Source organism: Leptolyngbya sp. FACHB-60, assembly GCF_014695775.1.
GTDB lineage: Bacteria > Cyanobacteriota > Cyanobacteriia > Phormidesmidales > Phormidesmidaceae > Nodosilinea.
The window spans coordinates 53769-69706 of sequence record NZ_JACJOX010000017.1; the positions used below are offsets into that span (position 1 = coordinate 53769).

At 54.7% G+C, this 15938-nt stretch carries 15 protein-coding genes; 9 read left to right on the forward strand and 6 right to left on the reverse strand.

Translation table 11 applies throughout. The features are described 5' to 3' along the window. Window positions 1-47: 47 nt before the first annotated feature. The 5 genes from H6F57_RS05025 to H6F57_RS05045 all read right to left on the reverse strand — a co-directional run bounded on the left by H6F57_RS05025 (window position 48) and on the right by H6F57_RS05045 (window position 6613). A complete protein-coding gene (locus tag H6F57_RS05025) occupies window positions 48-1268 on the reverse strand; it encodes an FtsW/RodA/SpoVE family cell cycle protein (protein WP_190627990.1) in 1221 nt (406 codons plus the stop codon). Window positions 1269-1505: 237 nt separating this feature from the next. Beyond that, window positions 1506-1709 carry a phycobilisome linker polypeptide gene (locus H6F57_RS05030; RefSeq protein ID WP_073606652.1) on the reverse strand — a complete coding sequence of 68 codons (204 nt, stop codon included), beginning with the start codon at window positions 1707-1709 and terminating at the stop codon, window positions 1506-1508. A 250-nt stretch (window positions 1710-1959) separates the two neighbouring features. Continuing rightward, window positions 1960-2445, reverse strand: a complete 486-nt coding sequence (apcB, locus tag H6F57_RS05035; RefSeq protein WP_073606651.1) for an allophycocyanin subunit beta — start codon at window positions 2443-2445, stop codon at window positions 1960-1962. Window positions 2446-2509: 64 nt separating this feature from the next. Beyond that, a complete protein-coding gene (gene apcA / locus H6F57_RS05040; RefSeq protein ID WP_073606650.1) occupies window positions 2510-2995 on the reverse strand; it encodes an allophycocyanin subunit alpha in 486 nt (161 codons plus the stop codon). 399 nt (window positions 2996-3394) lie between these two features. Continuing rightward, on the reverse strand, window positions 3395-6613 hold the full coding sequence (locus H6F57_RS05045) for a phycobilisome rod-core linker polypeptide (protein WP_190627988.1): 3219 nt from the start codon (window positions 6611-6613) through the stop codon (window positions 3395-3397). Between the two features lie 533 nt (window positions 6614-7146). Here H6F57_RS05045 and H6F57_RS05050 point away from each other — a divergent pair. From H6F57_RS05050 to H6F57_RS05090, 9 genes are all read left to right on the forward strand, one after another. Continuing rightward, a complete protein-coding gene (locus tag H6F57_RS05050; protein WP_190627986.1) occupies window positions 7147-8373 on the forward strand; it encodes a class I SAM-dependent methyltransferase in 1227 nt (408 codons plus the stop codon). Between the two features lie 128 nt (window positions 8374-8501). Continuing rightward, window positions 8502-8987, forward strand: a complete 486-nt coding sequence (locus H6F57_RS05055; RefSeq protein ID WP_313933604.1) for an ATP synthase subunit I — start codon at window positions 8502-8504, stop codon at window positions 8985-8987. 70 nt (window positions 8988-9057) lie between these two features. Continuing rightward, the gene (atpB, locus tag H6F57_RS05060; RefSeq protein WP_190627984.1) at window positions 9058-9807 is read left to right on the forward strand and encodes a F0F1 ATP synthase subunit A; all 750 of its coding nucleotides are present in this window, start codon (window positions 9058-9060) and stop codon (window positions 9805-9807) included. A gap of 161 nt (window positions 9808-9968) precedes the next feature. Further along, window positions 9969-10214, forward strand: a complete 246-nt coding sequence (atpE, locus tag H6F57_RS05065) for an ATP synthase F0 subunit C (protein ID WP_073606645.1) — start codon at window positions 9969-9971, stop codon at window positions 10212-10214. Between the two features lie 115 nt (window positions 10215-10329). Next, on the forward strand, window positions 10330-10821 hold the full coding sequence (locus tag H6F57_RS05070; protein WP_190627982.1) for a F0F1 ATP synthase subunit B': 492 nt from the start codon (window positions 10330-10332) through the stop codon (window positions 10819-10821). Between the two features lie 66 nt (window positions 10822-10887). Continuing rightward, window positions 10888-11409 carry a F0F1 ATP synthase subunit B gene (locus tag H6F57_RS05075; protein WP_190627980.1) on the forward strand — a complete coding sequence of 174 codons (522 nt, stop codon included), beginning with the start codon at window positions 10888-10890 and terminating at the stop codon, window positions 11407-11409. Between the two features lie 2 nt (window positions 11410-11411). Then, the gene (atpH, locus tag H6F57_RS05080) at window positions 11412-11969 is read left to right on the forward strand and encodes an ATP synthase F1 subunit delta (protein WP_190627978.1); all 558 of its coding nucleotides are present in this window, start codon (window positions 11412-11414) and stop codon (window positions 11967-11969) included. Window positions 11970-12045: 76 nt separating this feature from the next. After that, window positions 12046-13563, forward strand: a complete 1518-nt coding sequence (gene atpA / locus H6F57_RS05085) for a F0F1 ATP synthase subunit alpha (protein WP_190627975.1) — start codon at window positions 12046-12048, stop codon at window positions 13561-13563. Window positions 13564-13632: 69 nt separating this feature from the next. Beyond that, window positions 13633-14583, forward strand: a complete 951-nt coding sequence (locus H6F57_RS05090) for a F0F1 ATP synthase subunit gamma (RefSeq protein ID WP_190627960.1) — start codon at window positions 13633-13635, stop codon at window positions 14581-14583. Between the two features lie 104 nt (window positions 14584-14687). Here the strand turns inward: H6F57_RS05090 and galE are convergent, their stop codons facing one another. Further along, window positions 14688-15686, reverse strand: a complete 999-nt coding sequence (gene galE, locus H6F57_RS05095; RefSeq protein ID WP_190627959.1) for a UDP-glucose 4-epimerase GalE — start codon at window positions 15684-15686, stop codon at window positions 14688-14690. Window positions 15687-15938 lie beyond the last annotated feature (252 nt).

The window sequence follows — 15938 nt, forward strand, 5'->3', positions numbered from 1 at the left end:
GCACTCACCATTGTAACAATCCTGCAACCCGCTCTCAGTTTTCTGCATTAAGAAAGCGCGTTGCCGCCATCAAACACTCGCAGGGGCAAAGGCTCCTGCGGCTCCGCCTTAGACCACCGTCGTCGCAAAGGTACCGGCGCATCTAGATTTATCTCGCGCGCGGCCCGCACCAGCAGCGCCGCCGTTGCCAAACTAGCCAGCATCGAGCTGCCGCCGTAGCTCAGCAGCGGAAAAGGCAGCCCTGTCGTCGGCAAGAGCCCTGTGGCTACACCCATATTCAGCAGCGCCTGCCCCACTAGCAGCACCATCCCTCCCACCGCAACCAGGCGGTGCAAAGGTTGCTTCAAGCGTAGCGCTACCAACAGAGCCAAAGAAGCATAAGCCCCCAAAACCGTCAGCAACACGAGGCAACCCACAAAACCAAACTCTTCGGCAAACACCGAGAAAATAAAGTCGGTGTACTGAATGGGCAGCGAGTAAAGCTTTTGCTGAGACAGCCCAAAACCCTGGCCCCAAAACCCGCCAGAGCCAATAGCTAGTAGGCTCTGCACTAACTGATAACCCTGATTGCCTGGATCAGCCCAGGGGTCCAAAAACGAGACAATGCGCTGGCGCTGATAAGTCTTGAGGCTGACGCTTACCGTCGCAGTCAGCAGCCCCCCTCCCGCCGTTAGCAGCAGATGCAGATAGGGCAACCCCGCCGCCAGCGCAATTAGCCAAAGCGTTAAGCCACAGATAGCCGCTGTACTCAAGTTGGGCTGCAACAAAATCAGCCCCAAAATAGCGACAAAAATGCCCAGCCAGGTCAACCGTGTCTGCCAAGTGAGCTGCGGCCACCGCCCAAACAGTCGCGCCCCCTGTAACACCAAGCAGGGCTTTAGCAGCTCCGAAGGCTGAATCATAAACGGCCCCAGAGGCAGCCAGCGAGTAGCCCCATTCACGGTTACCCCCAAAGAAGGCACTAGCGTTAGGCTCACCAAACCGACCAACACCAGCAGCACAATACCCGACCCCTGAATGAGCCGATCCAGCGAGGTATGAACAATGCGGTTGAAAATCACCAAACCAATTGCAACCCACAGCAGCTGCACCATCACATAGTGCAGCCCATAGCCATGTTCAGCCACAGACACAGCATAGGAAGCTGAAAACAATACCAGTAGACCGCTGCCCAACCAGACAAAGGTCAACCAGCGCAGCCAGCGCGCTTCCGCTGACCACTGGCCCACCGTGGGGTCAATCCATGGAACCAATCGAGCAATGTTCACCCTAATTACCCCACGTGCCTAAGGGCCAAATCTTTCAAGGGCCTAGTATAGCTGAGGGGGTCGAAAGCCGCTCAAGATTTTGAGTGTATTTTCACGGCTATGGAGCATGTTCCAAAGGCGTGGAAATATCCCTAAAAACACAACGGCAGGGCTGACCCCTAGGCCGACCCTGCACGTATCGCAGCATGAAAAAAAGCAGTAAAAATTTTTATCAGACGCTTTGCTGAATTAGGCGCGTTAGAGCAGACCGGTATTGGCACCCTGCCGACCAGTAGCCAGCTCAACCTTAACGATTTTGCCGCCCATTTTTTGAATGCGCTGCTGCTCTTTGAACCAGTTCTCGTAGGGCACCAGCTTGGTAAAAAAGGTATTTTGCAGCTCCCGCTGGGTACGAATCCTGGTTTGGCTAGGAACACAAGCGGTGATCTTAAACATGCGCATGGCCGAAAACTCTCCTGCTAATCACTGGACGGATGTAAACCAAAGCCAAGTCCAGAAATGAAGGTTTACCAATAGGAAAACACAAATCCCAAGCTGGACTTGGTATGAACACTGAAAAGCCAGAGTCGAGAGCCAATGCTATGGACATCAGGAAGACAGTACAGCACAACCTAGTGTCCTCAACACTCGCCCCTGACTCTGGCCTAGGTTCGCTCTGGCCCGCGGCCAAAGCGCAATGGATGAGCCTGGACTAGCTCAAGCCAGAGGAGATGTAGTCGAAGTAAACACCCATTTCCTTACCAGCATCAGCACCCACTAGGCTAGCGGTCACTTCTTTCATGGCTTGGATAGAGTTGACGGTAGCGCCGATGGGTACACCCAAGGAGTTGTAGGTTTCCTTGAGGCCATTGAGCACCCGCTCATCCAGGATGGAGGGATCCCCAGCCAGCATGGCGTAGGTGGCATAGCGCAGGTAGTAATCGAGGTCGCGGATGCAGGCAGCATAGCGACGGGTGGTGTACATGTTGCCACCGGGACGGGTGATATCGGAGTACAGCAGGGACTTAGCCACGGCTTCTTTCACGATTTCAGCAGCGTTGGCGCTAATGGTGCTAGCGGCACGAACGCGCAGCTCACCGGTTTGGAAGTAAGCCTTGAGCTTGTCGAGGGCGGAACCGTCCAGGTACTTGCCCTGCACGTCGGAGGAGTTGATAACAGAGGTAATTGCGTCTTGCATTGGTGAAGCTTCCTTAGAACTGACGTAATCTCAACAACGAATCGACGGGGTAGTGCAGCTGCGACTACTGCATAGCGCCGACAACATAGTCGAAGTAGGATGCGGCTTCAGCAGCATCTTCGCTGGATAGAAGCCCAGTTGCGACACCCTTCATGGAGCGTACAGACTCAGCCACAGCGGGGATAGGGGTGCCCAGGGAGTTGTACATTTCACGCACGCCCACCAGACCGATTTCTTCGATGGGGGTAACGTCACCAGCGACCACACCGTAGGTGATGAGACGCAGGTAGTAGTCCATGTCGCGCAGGCAGGTAGCGGTCATCTCTTCGCCGTAGGCATTGCCACCGGGAGAAACAATGTCAGGGCGCTTTTGGAACAGCTGGTTGCCAGCTTCCTTAACGATGCGCTCGCGGGATTCGGTTAGCACCTGAGCAATCCGCAGGCGACGCTCGCCAGAGGTGACAAAGCCCTTGATGCGATCCAGCTCACCGGGGCTAAGGTAACGGGCCTCAGCATCGGCATTCACGATTGACTTCGTGACAATACTCATTGATGGATTCCTCCGAAAAGTATGACCAGATGTATGAAACTGGCATTTAAGGGTGCGGAGCCAGAGCTAACTCTATTAAGAACCTCAGTTCTGGCGGCCTTCCCGATTAATTGTCCGGTATCGCGTAAGCCTTCTTCAAAGCCGCGAAATATTTTGTAATAGTTTCCCTCAGTTTCTCTAAGGCCAGTCAGCAACGCGCCTGTAGAGGCTTAGGGAAAGCCCTAAATACTCAAAAAACTATAAACCGGGTGCCATTTAGCATCCGGTTTTAATATTTCGTAACAGAGTTAAGAAGGGCTATTGGCGAGACAATGTCTTTGCCAATAGAACTGCTAGTTAGCAGGTTGTTGGATCAACAGATGGGGATGATTTAGACTACCCCCATCTGTCGATCACGGCCTAGACGCGACGGTAGGGTACACCCTGCTCGCCAAAGTAGCGCAGGTACTCAGTCGAGCCGAGCATAGCTTCAGCGACAGCCATAGCGCCTTGTTGGGCTGCAATAGCACTGTACTCGGCAGCATCCTCTAAGTTCCGCCCCAGCAGCTGGCGGCCCATAATGGCTACGAGCTTGGGTGCTGGGTATGCGGCGACGAAACGGGTCTGATAGGCAGGAGTCTGAATCAGCTGGCGAATGAACTCGCGCAGGGTAATGCGATCGCCCTTCACCAACGCCTCAGCCTTAGTCAATCGCCAATCCGCTGGGATCTCTCCCTCGGGCAGCACCATCACCTGGCGGTAAACGGCAGTGAGCACCTGGTCTACCTGCTCAGGACTAGCCCCAGGCTGTAGACGATAGAACCGCGTCGTTGGGGCAACGACAGCTACGTCAGCCTCTACGGAGGAGCGACCTACCGTTGCGGCCAGCTCCGCAGCGTTAGCGGCCTGGGAAGCCACCGCATCAGCCATCAAAGGCATATCGGCAACATTGACAGTGTTTTTGGCACTAACAAAGCTAGGCACGATGAGATCGCGATTTTGCTTAGTGAGCCGGTTGTAGAGCTTCTCCGTGTTGGGGAAGTTGGCCGCCGGCAGAGTGGGATAGCGGCGGTAGGGCACGGTATCTTCCCCAAAGCTTTCGGCATACTCAGGGGTATTGAGCATTGAGCGAATAAACCCACGAATGCCCTCGCTAGCCAACACCTGGTTGTACTTGCGAATTTCCGCCTGATCCTGCGGGGCACGACCCAAGAAGTGCTTGGTACCAAACTCAATCACTTGGGTATTGGGGTAGGGCGCGTAGAACTCTTTGATATATAGAGTTGAGGTGCCTAACCCCTCAATGAACTCCTTCATGTTGATCTCGCCGTTGCCCAGCTTGCTTTCCAGGGCGGTGAACTCGCTCTTAACAATGTAAGGAGCAATGTCTCGCTCAAAGATCTGTCGGTAGGCTGCGGCAGTAACCAGTTTGAGGTTGGGTTTATCAGCCAGAGAAGTGAGTTTGAACACCTTAGTCTGCTGACGCTGGCGGTTCACACCCTGATTTAGACGGCGCTGCACCTCAGGTATGGCGCGATCCTCGGTGACTGTGCCCAGCTCCACAAAGCGAGGAATGCTGGTATCGGCCACGGGCACCATACCTTTCTCAGCCAGAGAACCAGCCCGCATGCTGCGTAGAGCCAGACCCTTGGGAGTCAGGTAGCGCTCATAGGGTACAGTGTCGTCTCCAAAAGCTTCGATATATTCCTGGCTGTCGATAATCGAATCAACCAGGGCATAGAAGCCTTTCTTGGCGCAGATGTCGAAGTAGGCGTTAGTTTCCTTACGGCCATAGGTGGGGCGACCTAGCAGGCGACGGTGAATGTACTCCACCGCCTTCATCACATACAGCGATGACCAATAGGTCTTGCGGAAAGCCTCAGACTTGGCGATCGCCCGAATGAACTCCTTCATGGAGATTTCGCCGTTCTCCAGCTTGATCTCAGCGACCTTAGAGCGCTGACCCGAGTACACCTCACGGCCAAACACTTGACGGTAAGCAGCGCTGATGATCGTCTGAGTCGAGCTTTCAGAGTAGCGTACGCTGTTTTGGGTGTTGCCGGTTCTAGGAATTTGATCCAGCTTGAACACCTTGGCCCCGAGAGAACCAGGATTTTCAGGCCGGGCAGCGGGATTGCTCAACTGGTTGTTGATACCCGCACCACGGTGAATCAGAATGCGGCGGGTGTCTTTGTTGAAGAACGCCGGAGTAGCGCTGACGTCGCGGGTTTCCTTGGGGAAGATGGCCCCAAACTGAATTTCCAACGGGTCGTTGCCCGAGCCGTAGGGGTGCTGGTCAGGCAGAGGTTGCTCGTAGGCCGCGAACAGCGTAATGAACTGCGGCTTTTTGCGGAAGGGGGCACTGTAGTTAAACAGATCAAACTGAGGTCCCCAGTTGCGGCACTCCTGGGCTTCTTGACCCAAACCACGCAAGTAAGGTACCGTCTCTTCCCCAAAGTAGTCAGAGTACTCTTTAGAATCGACTAGGGCATCAATTAGAGCTGCCAGACCACCGCTAGACACAATGGAGAAGTAGTCACGCACTTCTTCACGGGAGCTAGGTGCTCGACCTAGAATGTGGCGGAAAGCCAGTTCCAGGGCACGGCTGTTGATGTAAGGAGTAAAGAAGTTCTTGCGGTACAGCGGCGACTTGGCCAGGCGACGCACAAACTCCTTCATAGAGATTTCGCCGTTCTTCACCTTTGACTCTAGGTCGGAAACCGACAGGGAGTAGGCTCGGGTGATATCGCGCTCAAAGACCTGACGGTAGGCGGCCTTGACCACATCATTTTTCTCTACCGCCGACAGGCCCGGCTTCATCGCGTACTTAGGCCGACGCTCAGCAGCGTTGAAATAGATCTGAGGAAGCTGTAGGCCTTGCAGATCGTTAGAAGGACGCTGTCGCACCTTGTCTGACGGGGTAGGTGCCTTAAACTCGCTCAGCAGCACCCCAAAGTACTGGTCGACAATCGCTTGAGCCTCAGGATCGCCATTCAGGTAGCGCAGAGACCCCGCCTTCATGGTTTGAATGGCGACAATCGTTGCCGCTGACGAGCAGGCATTTTCAATAATTTCGCGGAGGCCACGCACGTTGACCGCGATGATGTTGGGGTCGCCCGCCACAATGGCGTAGGTCACGTAGCGCAGGAACCAGCTCATGTCGCGCAGAGACTTCTGCATGTTGCTGGGGCCATAGCGCGACACGCTAATGGGGCGAAACCCAGCGGGCACAGGCCCAGTGGGGGTAGAATTGAACAGGTTTTGGAACAGCCCACCGCCGCTGCTCTCGATAAAGGTTGAGGTGCCCAGTCGAGAAGCCTCTGTTTCGTTTAAAACAGTGCCCGCCCGAGTTTTTTCAACGGGTGATTCGCTATCAACTCGCTCCAGGTAGGCCAGAGGAGACCCTCCGGTAAAGATGCGGTTGGCCGCCTGGGAGACAATCAACTCGGAGTAACGGGTCAAGGTTTCGGCAATCTTAACCCGCTTCAGACCAGAACTAAAAAAGCCTGATAGCTCATCTAGCTCTCCCCGACCCATATAGCGGTCTTGCTGCTCGGCCTGGGAAATCGTGGCCACCGGCAGAGTTTGGTAGAGCTGGGGCCGCGCCGGTGCACTTCCACCACTTGCTTTAACACTCATGCGTTTTCAAAGGCTCCCTATGCGGACAATGACGGCATCAAAAAAGAATCTATCAATCGGGTTGGAGGGCGTAGGACCCGGCAACGCTCAGGAACGCTCCCTGAACCAGCGCAAAATCACTGAACCCACTTGAAGGTAAAGCGTTGTTAACCTCACCTGCCACGCATTCAAGCAGGGCACCGAATGCGGTATCTATGGATGGCGGGCTGTTCGCTGAACCTGGAATCAGATTAAACCGTTTCAGTACAGCAACACAGATTATTAAAAAGTGTGTAACATCCAACCGGGCAAATACCTTTGGTCATCATAGATGATGGCCACTACACCCCTGAGAAGGCGGATAAGTTTTGTAACGTTTCGTGATAAAGCTGAGGCCCAAAAGCCGCTTCTGGAGAGGACTTGCTTTTGTAGCCAAAACGATCGCCCATGATGCAGCCCTAGCCCCTAGGGCGAGTTTTTTCTAAACCACTACCGCAGGGCAGCGATCTTCTAAAGTTTGACCAAACTACGTGAATTGAACTGACAGATTAGCTATGGACGACTCGACAAAAACCCAGGCGGTCAGCGATGCAGTAGCCAGCCTGTACAACACCTACCCTTTTCCTCCAGAGCCCATTTTAGATGAAGCCCCACCGGGATACAACTGGCGCTGGTACTGGCCTACAGTACATAGCTTTTGCACGGGGGCAGCCCCAGCTAGCAACACGGTGCGGGTATTAGATGCGGGGTGCGGCACTGGGGTAAGTACTGAATATATTAGCCACCTGAACCCAGACGCTGAGGTGCTGGGCATTGATCTGAGTGAGCGGGCGATCGCCACGGCCACCCAGCGTTGCCAATCCTCCGGAGCTACCAACGTCCAGTTTCGCCAGCTCAGCATCTACGACGTCGACCAAATCGAAGGTGAGTTCGAGTGGATTAATTGCGTCGGCGTTATCCACCACATGCCCGACCCGCTAAAAGGGCTCCAAGCTCTCGCCACCAAACTAGCCCCCGGCGGATTTATTCATCTATTTGTATACGCTGCTATTGGTCGAGCAGAAATTTCACTGATGCAGCGGGCGATCGCTCTGGTCCAAGGCAGCCAGCGCGGCGACTACCGCGACGGCGTACAGGTGGGGCGACAGATTTTCGCCAGCCTACCTGAGGGAAATCGGCTAAAGCAGCGAGAGCGCGATCGCTGGGCCATGGAAAACCACCGAGACGAATGCTTTGCGGACATGTATGTCCACCCGCAGGAAGTTGATTACACCTTAGATAGCCTATTTGAGTTGATCGACGCCTCGGGTCTAGAATTCGTCGGCTTTTCCAACCCTCAGGTGTGGCAGCTCGATCGTCTGCTGGCATCAGACCCAGCGCTGCTCGATCGCGCCCAGCAGCTGCCGGAGAAAGATCAGTATCGCCTAGTAGAACTACTGGATCCTGAGATCACTCACTTCGAGTGGTTCCTAGCTCGTCCCCCCTACCCACGATTTAGCTGGGACGAGGACGCCGCTTTGCTGTCTGCCATTCCCACCCGCAATCCCTGCATGGAAGGCTGGCCCAGCCAGAGTATCTTCGACCACAACTACCAGATCATTTCTCTAGACAAGACAGAGTTTGAGTTTTTGCAGGCCTGCGATGCTCACAACGGTCCAAACTCCGAGCATTCCCAGGCCAGTGTGGCTGAGCTGGTGGCCCACGGCGAGGCGAGCCCTGAGGTGGTGCGGCAAATGCAGCAAAGGCAGCTTATTTTACTAGAGCCATCCCAGCAGACTTGATCGAGATAGGCCAAGGACAATGGATTTACTTTGGAGAAGTGTCTATTAAGTATTATTGCCGTGATATGATCATATGCGGTCTGCTCAGGCAGGCAAAACCCTTTAACGGCTAAGGATTAGGCGCTTTCGTGGCCCCATTGCCCCCCGAAACCACTGACCCTGTCGATCAGGTCGAGGCAGAGGTAGACCCCGGTCAAACCGAAGGTCAAATTCTCCCTCCGGCTTCGACGACAGCGATGGAAGAGTACTACCAGCTTCAGCAAAATCTGCTGCTGACTACGTTGGCCTTTACTGGCGTGATCTTTTTTAGCGTCTGGCTAGCCTACTCTCTACCAATTGCTCTGAATTATTTAATAGGAGCGTGCGGCGGTGTGGTTTACTTGAGGATGTTGGCAAAAAGCGTGGCCAACATTGGGCGCGGAAGCTCAAGGCTAGGCAGCGGCCGACTGGCCCTTGTGGTCGCTCTGGTTTTAGTGGCTACTCGGTGGCAGCAACTTGAAGTCGTTCCCGTTTTTCTCGGGTTCTTGACCTACAAGGGGGCGTTAATTGCTTACACCCTCTGGACTGCGGTGCTGCCAAAATCACCATCAGGGTCTTCCCAGGCGTCTGGTTAACCTAGATCGGTGGTTCCCAAGCATAGCATGCTTTTTCCTGGCAGGTCTTAAGGAGAAGTCGATTTAAGAGATGGCGCTCAATATGCTAATGATTCATCCCTTAGTCCTGGCAAAGCTAGAGGTTGGCCAGCATTTGTACTGGCAGCTCGGCAGCTTAAAACTTCACGGCCAGGTCTTTTTGACCTCTTGGTTTGTGATTGGCGCTCTGCTGTTAGTTTCATTTTTGGCCACCCGCAACATTCAGCGGGTACCTTCCGGCCTCCAGAACTTCATGGAGTACGCACTAGAGTTTATCCGCGACCTAGCTAAAAACCAGATTGGCGAAAAAGAGTATCGGCCTTGGGTTCCCTTTGTGGGAACGCTGTTCCTGTTTATCTTTGTCTCAAACTGGTCAGGGGCGCTGATTCCCTGGAAGTTAATTCATCTGCCGTCGGGTGAGTTAGCCGCTCCAACTAACGACATCAATACCACCGTCGCCCTGGCGCTGTTGACGTCCTTAGCTTACTTTTATGCTGGGTTTAGCAATCGCGGGCTGGGGTACTTTGCCAAGTACATCGAACCCACTCCCATTCTGCTGCCCATCAACATTTTGGAAGATTTCACCAAGCCTCTCTCCCTAAGTTTCCGTCTGTTTGGAAACATCCTGGCCGATGAGCTGGTGGTCGCTGTGCTGGTCTTGCTGGTGCCTCTCTTCGTACCGCTACCAGTGATGGTCTTGGGTTTGTTTACCAGTGCCATTCAGGCGCTGATCTTCGCAACCCTAGCAGCGGCCTATATTGGCGAGGCGATCGAGGGGCATGGTGGTGAAGAGCATGGATGACCCTCAGTGATTTCCTCTTGAGGGCATTCAGTTTGATATTGGCTGGTAGGGCAGGTGCTGCCAGCCGACGTGGTCTTAGGGCCGCAGTATAAGAAACGCCTATTAAGCGTTGTCTACGACCTGTTTAACGAGTTGTTAATTGTCCAAATCGAGGTAAAGACATGGATCCTATTATCGCTGCCGCTTCCGTAATTGCAGCTGCTCTAGCCGTTGGTCTGGCAGCTATCGGCCCTGGTATTGGTCAAGGTAATGCAGCTGGTCAAGCGGTAGAAGGTATTGCTCGCCAACCCGAGGCTGAAGGCAAGATTCGCGGCACCCTGCTGCTGAGCTTGGCATTCATGGAAGCACTGACCATCTACGGTCTGGTGGTAGCTCTGGTGCTGCTGTTCGCCAACCCCTTCGCGTAGATTCGAAATCGCTGGGCAGGGTAAGGTTCAATACTTTTCCCTGCCTATCGAAACTCACATTCGCGATGTCACCTTGTAGTGCTGGCCCTGGGCCGAGTGAAAGGGCATACCCACAATGATGAATTTTGTTTGGTTACTGGCGGTTGAAACCGCCGAGGCAGTTGAAGAGGGCGGCGGTCTTTTTGACTTAGATGCTACTCTGCCGCTGATGGCCGTGCAGTTTGTGCTGCTAGCGGTGGCACTCAACGTATTGTTTTATAAACCCCTGGGCAAAGTCTTAGACGAGCGCGACGGCTACATTAGCTCCAACCAGGTTGATGCGGCAGAGCGTTTGGCCAAAGCCGAGCAAATCGCCAAGCAGTATCAGCAAGAGCTGGCCGAAACCCGCCGCCAAGCCCAAGCGGTGATTGCCGAAGCCCAGGAAGAAGCGCAAAAGATTGCGGCTCAAACCGTTGCGGTGGCTCAGCAGGAGGCCCAAACCCAGCGAGAGCAGGTGCAGCGAGAGCTAGATGAGCAGAAGAATCAGGCGATGGCTACCCTGGAGCAACAGGTAGATGGCTTGAGCCAACAAATTTTAGACAAGCTGCTGGGTTCTTTAGCGGCCTAAGCTATCGGTGATGACGGGGTAATTTAGCCCCTGGAGTTGCCCGCGTCGTTGACGGAAAGTAGGGATATGACTATTGGTTGGTTATTAGCGGCGGAAGAAGGCGGGTTTGGTGTGGATTTCAACATCCTAGAAACCAACCTGATTAATCTGGTCATTATTATTGGCGTGCTGTATTACTTTGGCGGCAAGTTTTTAGGGAAGACCCTATCGACTCGCCAATCGGCCATTAAAACGGCGATCGCAGAGGCCGAGCAGCGTAAGAAGGAAGCCGCCGCCGCTTTGGCAGAGCAGCAGCAAAAGCTGGCTCAGGCTCAGGCAGAAGCCAAGAAAATTTTGACCGAGGCTCAAACCTCGGCAGAGCGCACTCGCGAGGCCATTTTGGCTCAGTCTCAAACCGATGTAGAACGCATGCGGGCCACCGCCGCCCAGGATCTCACCTCCCAAGAGGCGCGGGTGATGCGAGAGCTACAGCAGCGGATTGCAGCCCTGGCCATTGAGCGCAGTGAGGCCGCTTTACCGGGTCAGCTCAATGACGACTTGCAGCGGCGACTGGTCGATTCCAGCATTGCCCTGCTCCAAGGAGAATAGCCATGAATGACACAACGCTAAATTCTGAAATTGCGGGCCCCTACGCCAAGGCGCTGATGTCGGTCGCCGTCGACAACAACGCCGTTGACCAGGTGGGTGTCGAGGTAGCTGACCTGCTGGAGGTGCTGGACAGTTCCAAAGAGCTAACCGGCTTTTTAATGAGCCCGTTGATGTCTGCCGACACCAAAAAGGGCGTACTGCGCCAGGTTGCGGAAGGCAAAGTAAGCGGTTTTTTGCTGAGTTTTCTGCTGCTGCTGGTTGACCGCAGCCGCGTGGCGTTCTTAAAGCCCATTCTTCAGCAGTACCAAGCCTTGCTGCGGGAGCGGAACAACACGGTCTTGGCCGATGTTACAGCGGCAGTCGAGCTGTCTGACGATCAGCAGAATGCCATTCGCGATCGCGTGAAGGCCATGACCGGTGCCAACAGTGTCGAGCTATCCGTAACCGTTGACCCGTCCCTGATTGGCGGATTGATCATTAAGGTTGGCTCTCAGGTGATTGACGCTAGCCTGCGGGGCCAGCTACGCCGCATTGGCATGCAGCTAGCAACAACCGCCTAGCGACCTAAGCTTGCCCCCTGGTTGGGCAGTTTCTCTGAAGTCTCGTGTTTATGTAGGTTTATCCAGAGCAAGTCCTATGGTTAGTATCAGACCTGACGAAATTAGCAGCATTATTAAGCAGCAGATCGAGCAGTACAACCAGGAGGTCAAGGTCTCCAATGTGGGTACAGTGCTGCAGGTGGGTGACGGTATCGCCCGCATCTACGGCCTCGAAAACGCCATGTCCGGCGAGCTGCTGGAGTTTGAAGACGGCACCGTAGGTATCGCCCTCAACCTTGAAGAAGACAACGTGGGCGCGGTGCTGATGGGCGACGGTATCAATATCCGCGAGGGTAGTGCTGTCACCGCTACCGGCAAAATTGCGTCGGTGCCCGTCGGTGAGGCCATGCTAGGCCGCGTAGTAGACGCTCTGGGCCGCCCCATTGACGGCAAGGGCGATGTCCAGACCACTGAAACCCGCTTGATTGAGTCTCCAGCCCCCGGCATCATTGCCCGGAAGTCGGTGTACGAGCCGATGCAAACCGGCATTACCGCCATCGACGCCATGATTCCCATCGGGCGGGGCCAGCGCGAGCTGATCATTGGCGACCGTCAGACCGGCAAAACCGCGATCGCCATCGACACCATCCTTAACCAGAAGTCTGAGGACGTGGTCTGCGTCTACGTGGCAATTGGTCAGAAGGCCTCTTCGGTGGCTCAAATTGTCGACGTGCTACGCGATCGCGGTGCCCTTGACTACACCATTGTGGTTACCGCCAGCGCCAACGACCCAGCACCGCTCCAGTATCTAGCTCCCTACACTGGCGCTAGCCTAGCCGAGTACTTCATGTACAAGGGCAAAGCTACCCTGATCATCTACGATGACCTCACCAAGCAAGCCCAAGCCTACCGCCAGATGTCGCTGCTGCTGCGTCGTCCGCCCGGTCGTGAAGCCTTCCCTGGCGACGTGTTCTACCTGCACTCTCGCCTGCTAGAGCGAGCTGCTAAGCTTAGCCCCGAGCTGGGCGAGGGCAGCATGACTGCCCTGCCCATAATTGAAACCCAGGCGGGTGACGTGTCAGCCTACATTCCCACCAACGTGATTTCGATCACCGATGGTCAAATCTTCCTATCTTCTGACTTGTTTAACTCGGGTCTGCGTCCTGCAATCAACGCCGGTATTTCGGTGTCTCGGGTGGGATCTGCGGCTCAGATCAAGGCCATGAAGCAGGTGGCCGGTAAGGTGAAGCTGGAGCTAGCCCAGTTTGACGAACTCCAGGCCTTCTCTCAGTTTGCCTCTGACCTGGATGCTGCTACTCAAAAGCAGCTGGCCCGTGGTACTCGCCTGCGGGAACTGCTGAAGCAGCCCCAGTACTCTCCCCTACCGGTGGAAGAGCAAGTGGCGATTATCTATGCCGGTATTAACGGCTTTATGGATGAGGTGCCTGTGGATCAGGTGGTGGCCTTCTCGAAGTCTCTGCGTGACTACATCCGCAACAACAAGCCCAGGTTTGCGGAGCTGATTCGCAGTGAGAAGAAGCTTGGCGACGAGAGCGAGACCCTGCTTAAAGAAGCGATCGCTGAAACCAAGCAAGCCTTTTTGGCGGCAGTCTAACCTCCTGTTCTAGCCGGGGTGTTGCATGAGCCAATGCCCCGGTTCTCGACGACCCCTTAGGGATCCACTATGCCTAACTTAAAAGCGATTCGAGACCGCATTAAGTCTGTAAAAAATACCCGTAAGATTACCGAAGCTATGCGCCTGGTGGCGGCCGCTAAGGTACGCCGTGCTCAGGAGCAGGTAATTGCTACCCGCCCCTTCGCCGATCGCCTGGCTCAGGTGCTTTACGGTCTGCAAAGCCGCCTCAGGTTCGAAGAGACCGACCTGCCGCTGCTGAAGCAGCGTGAGGTAAAGACCGTGGCGCTGCTAGTGATTTCTGGCGATCGTGGCCTTTGCGGTGGCTACAACACCAACGTCATTCGCAAGGCGGAAATCCGTGCCAAGGAACTGGCCGCTGAGGGCTTGAACTACCGCTTTATTTTGGTGGGACGCAAGGCTAGCCAGTACTTTAAGCGCCGCGATCAGCCCATTGAAGCTAGCTTCACTGGGCTGGAGCAGATTCCTATCGCGTCCGAAGCCTCGACCATTGCGGACGAGCTGTTGTCGCTATTTCTGTCCGATGAAGTCGATCGGGTTGAGCTGGTCTACACCCGCTTTGTGTCGCTGGTTAGCTCTCGCCCGGTCATTCAAACCCTGCTACCCCTTGACCCCCAAGGGCTAGAGGTACCTGACGACGAGATTTTCCGGCTCACCACGAAAGGCGGTGTCTTTCAGGTGGAGCGCGAGCGGATGGCAGGGCCAGCTCCAGCAGAGTTTCCCCAGGACATGATCTTTGAGCAGGATCCGGTGCAAATTCTGGATGCGCTGCTGCCTCTGTACTTGAACAACCAGATTCTGCGAGCGCTCCAAGAGTCTGCTGCTAGCGAACTGGCGGCCCGTATGACCGCCATGAACAACGCCAGCGATAACGCCAAAGAGTTGGCTAAGACTCTGAACCTGACCTACAACAAAGCCCGTCAGGCTGCCATTACCCAGGAAATTCTGGAAGTAGTTGCTGGGGCTAACTCTCTCAACTAAGTCAGTAAACCTACATTCACGATTCTAGGCCCGTCACAATTGTGACGGGCCTTTTTTGTGTACCCGATAGCTGCGAGTCGCACAACCACCGGTGCAAAGACTGCCTAGCCGTGGCGCTTTTGGTGCCACGCCCAGGCGTGGGTAAGAATGGTGTCAATGTCAGCATACTGCGGGTTCCAGCCCAAAGTAGTGCGGGCGCGATCGCTGCTGCCAACCAGCGCCGGTGGATCGCCGGGGCGACGTTCTACCTCAACCACCGGGATAGACTTGCCGGTGATTCGCACTGCCGCGTCGATCACCTCTCGCACCGAGAAACCGCTGCCGTTACCGAGGTTAAAGACGGCGCTCTCACCGCCCTTCAGCAGATACTCCAACCCCAGAATGTGGGCATCGGCTAGATCGCAGACGTGGATATAATCGCGCACGCATGTGCCGTCAGGGGTGGGGTAATCGGTACCAAAAACGCTGATTGACTCTCGCTTACCCAGGGCCGTTTGCAGCACTAGGGGAATTAGGTGGGTTTCAGGGTTGTGGTCTTCGCCCAGCAGACCGTTAGGGTGGGCACCAGCGGCGTTGAAATAGCGAAACCGTACTGACTTGAAATCGTAAGCTTTGTCGTAGTCGGTCAAAATCCGCTCCACCATCAGCTTAGTCATGCCGTAGGGGTTGATGGGGTTTTGGGGATGGGTCTCAGTGATTGGCATCTCCTGAGGTACACCGTAGGTAGCACAGGTGGACGAGAACACGAATGTTTTAACGCCCGCCTCCACCATGGCATCGAGCAGCGATAGAGTACCGACCACATTGTTTTCGTAGTATTTGCTGGGATCGCTTACTGACTCCCCAACATAGGCGTAGGCCGAGAAATGCATGACCGCACTGATGTCGTAGCGGCTAAAAACATCCTTGAGCAGGGCTTTGTCTAGGGTGCTGCCGACAATTAGCTCAGCCTTTAGAGCCGTTTCCACTAGGTCCCGATGGCCATAGACCAGGTTGTCTAAAATCAGCACTCTGTAGCCGGCCTGCTGAAGCGCCATGACGGCATGGCTGCCAATATAGCCAGCGCCTCCCGTAACCAGAATTGTTTTTAGGTCAGTTGTCATAGGAAATTTCTCTAGAGTGTTGGGTGCCGCTAGGGCATTAGCGTTGTCGGGTGTCCCGGTGAAGTCATTCTAAAGCGTGGCCCTATGCGCTAGGCATTAGCTCTAAGCCTAGGTCATTAACTTTTCATCTCTAAAGTTTGCCTCCTTATGAAAATTCAGCTGAGTACATTGGAAATCCTGCCTGTTAAGCAATTTTTAATCAAAGCTTACTGGCTACTTAGCCTTGCCATTAAGTGCTGCAGTGAGTAATGA

Coding starts and splice junctions, on each gene's coding strand:
- atpA (WP_190627975.1), top strand. CDS start 12,046: ATGGTTAGTATCAGACCTGACGAAATTAGCAGCATTATTAAGCAGCAG.
- atpH (WP_190627978.1), top strand. CDS start 11,412: ATGAATGACACAACGCTAAATTCTGAAATTGCGGGCCCCTACGCCAAG.
- H6F57_RS05070 (WP_190627982.1), top strand. CDS start 10,330: ATGATGAATTTTGTTTGGTTACTGGCGGTTGAAACCGCCGAGGCAGTT.
- H6F57_RS05045 (WP_190627988.1), bottom strand. CDS start 6,613: ATGAGTGTTAAAGCAAGTGGTGGAAGTGCACCGGCGCGGCCCCAGCTC.
- galE (WP_190627959.1), bottom strand. CDS start 15,686: ATGACAACTGACCTAAAAACAATTCTGGTTACGGGAGGCGCTGGCTAT.
- H6F57_RS05075 (WP_190627980.1), top strand. CDS start 10,888: ATGACTATTGGTTGGTTATTAGCGGCGGAAGAAGGCGGGTTTGGTGTG.
- atpE (WP_073606645.1), top strand. CDS start 9,969: ATGGATCCTATTATCGCTGCCGCTTCCGTAATTGCAGCTGCTCTAGCC.
- H6F57_RS05030 (WP_073606652.1), bottom strand. CDS start 1,709: ATGCGCATGTTTAAGATCACCGCTTGTGTTCCTAGCCAAACCAGGATT.
- H6F57_RS05050 (WP_190627986.1), top strand. CDS start 7,147: ATGGACGACTCGACAAAAACCCAGGCGGTCAGCGATGCAGTAGCCAGC.
- apcA (WP_073606650.1), bottom strand. CDS start 2,995: ATGAGTATTGTCACGAAGTCAATCGTGAATGCCGATGCTGAGGCCCGT.
- atpB (WP_190627984.1), top strand. CDS start 9,058: ATGGCGCTCAATATGCTAATGATTCATCCCTTAGTCCTGGCAAAGCTA.
- H6F57_RS05090 (WP_190627960.1), top strand. CDS start 13,633: ATGCCTAACTTAAAAGCGATTCGAGACCGCATTAAGTCTGTAAAAAAT.
- apcB (WP_073606651.1), bottom strand. CDS start 2,445: ATGCAAGACGCAATTACCTCTGTTATCAACTCCTCCGACGTGCAGGGC.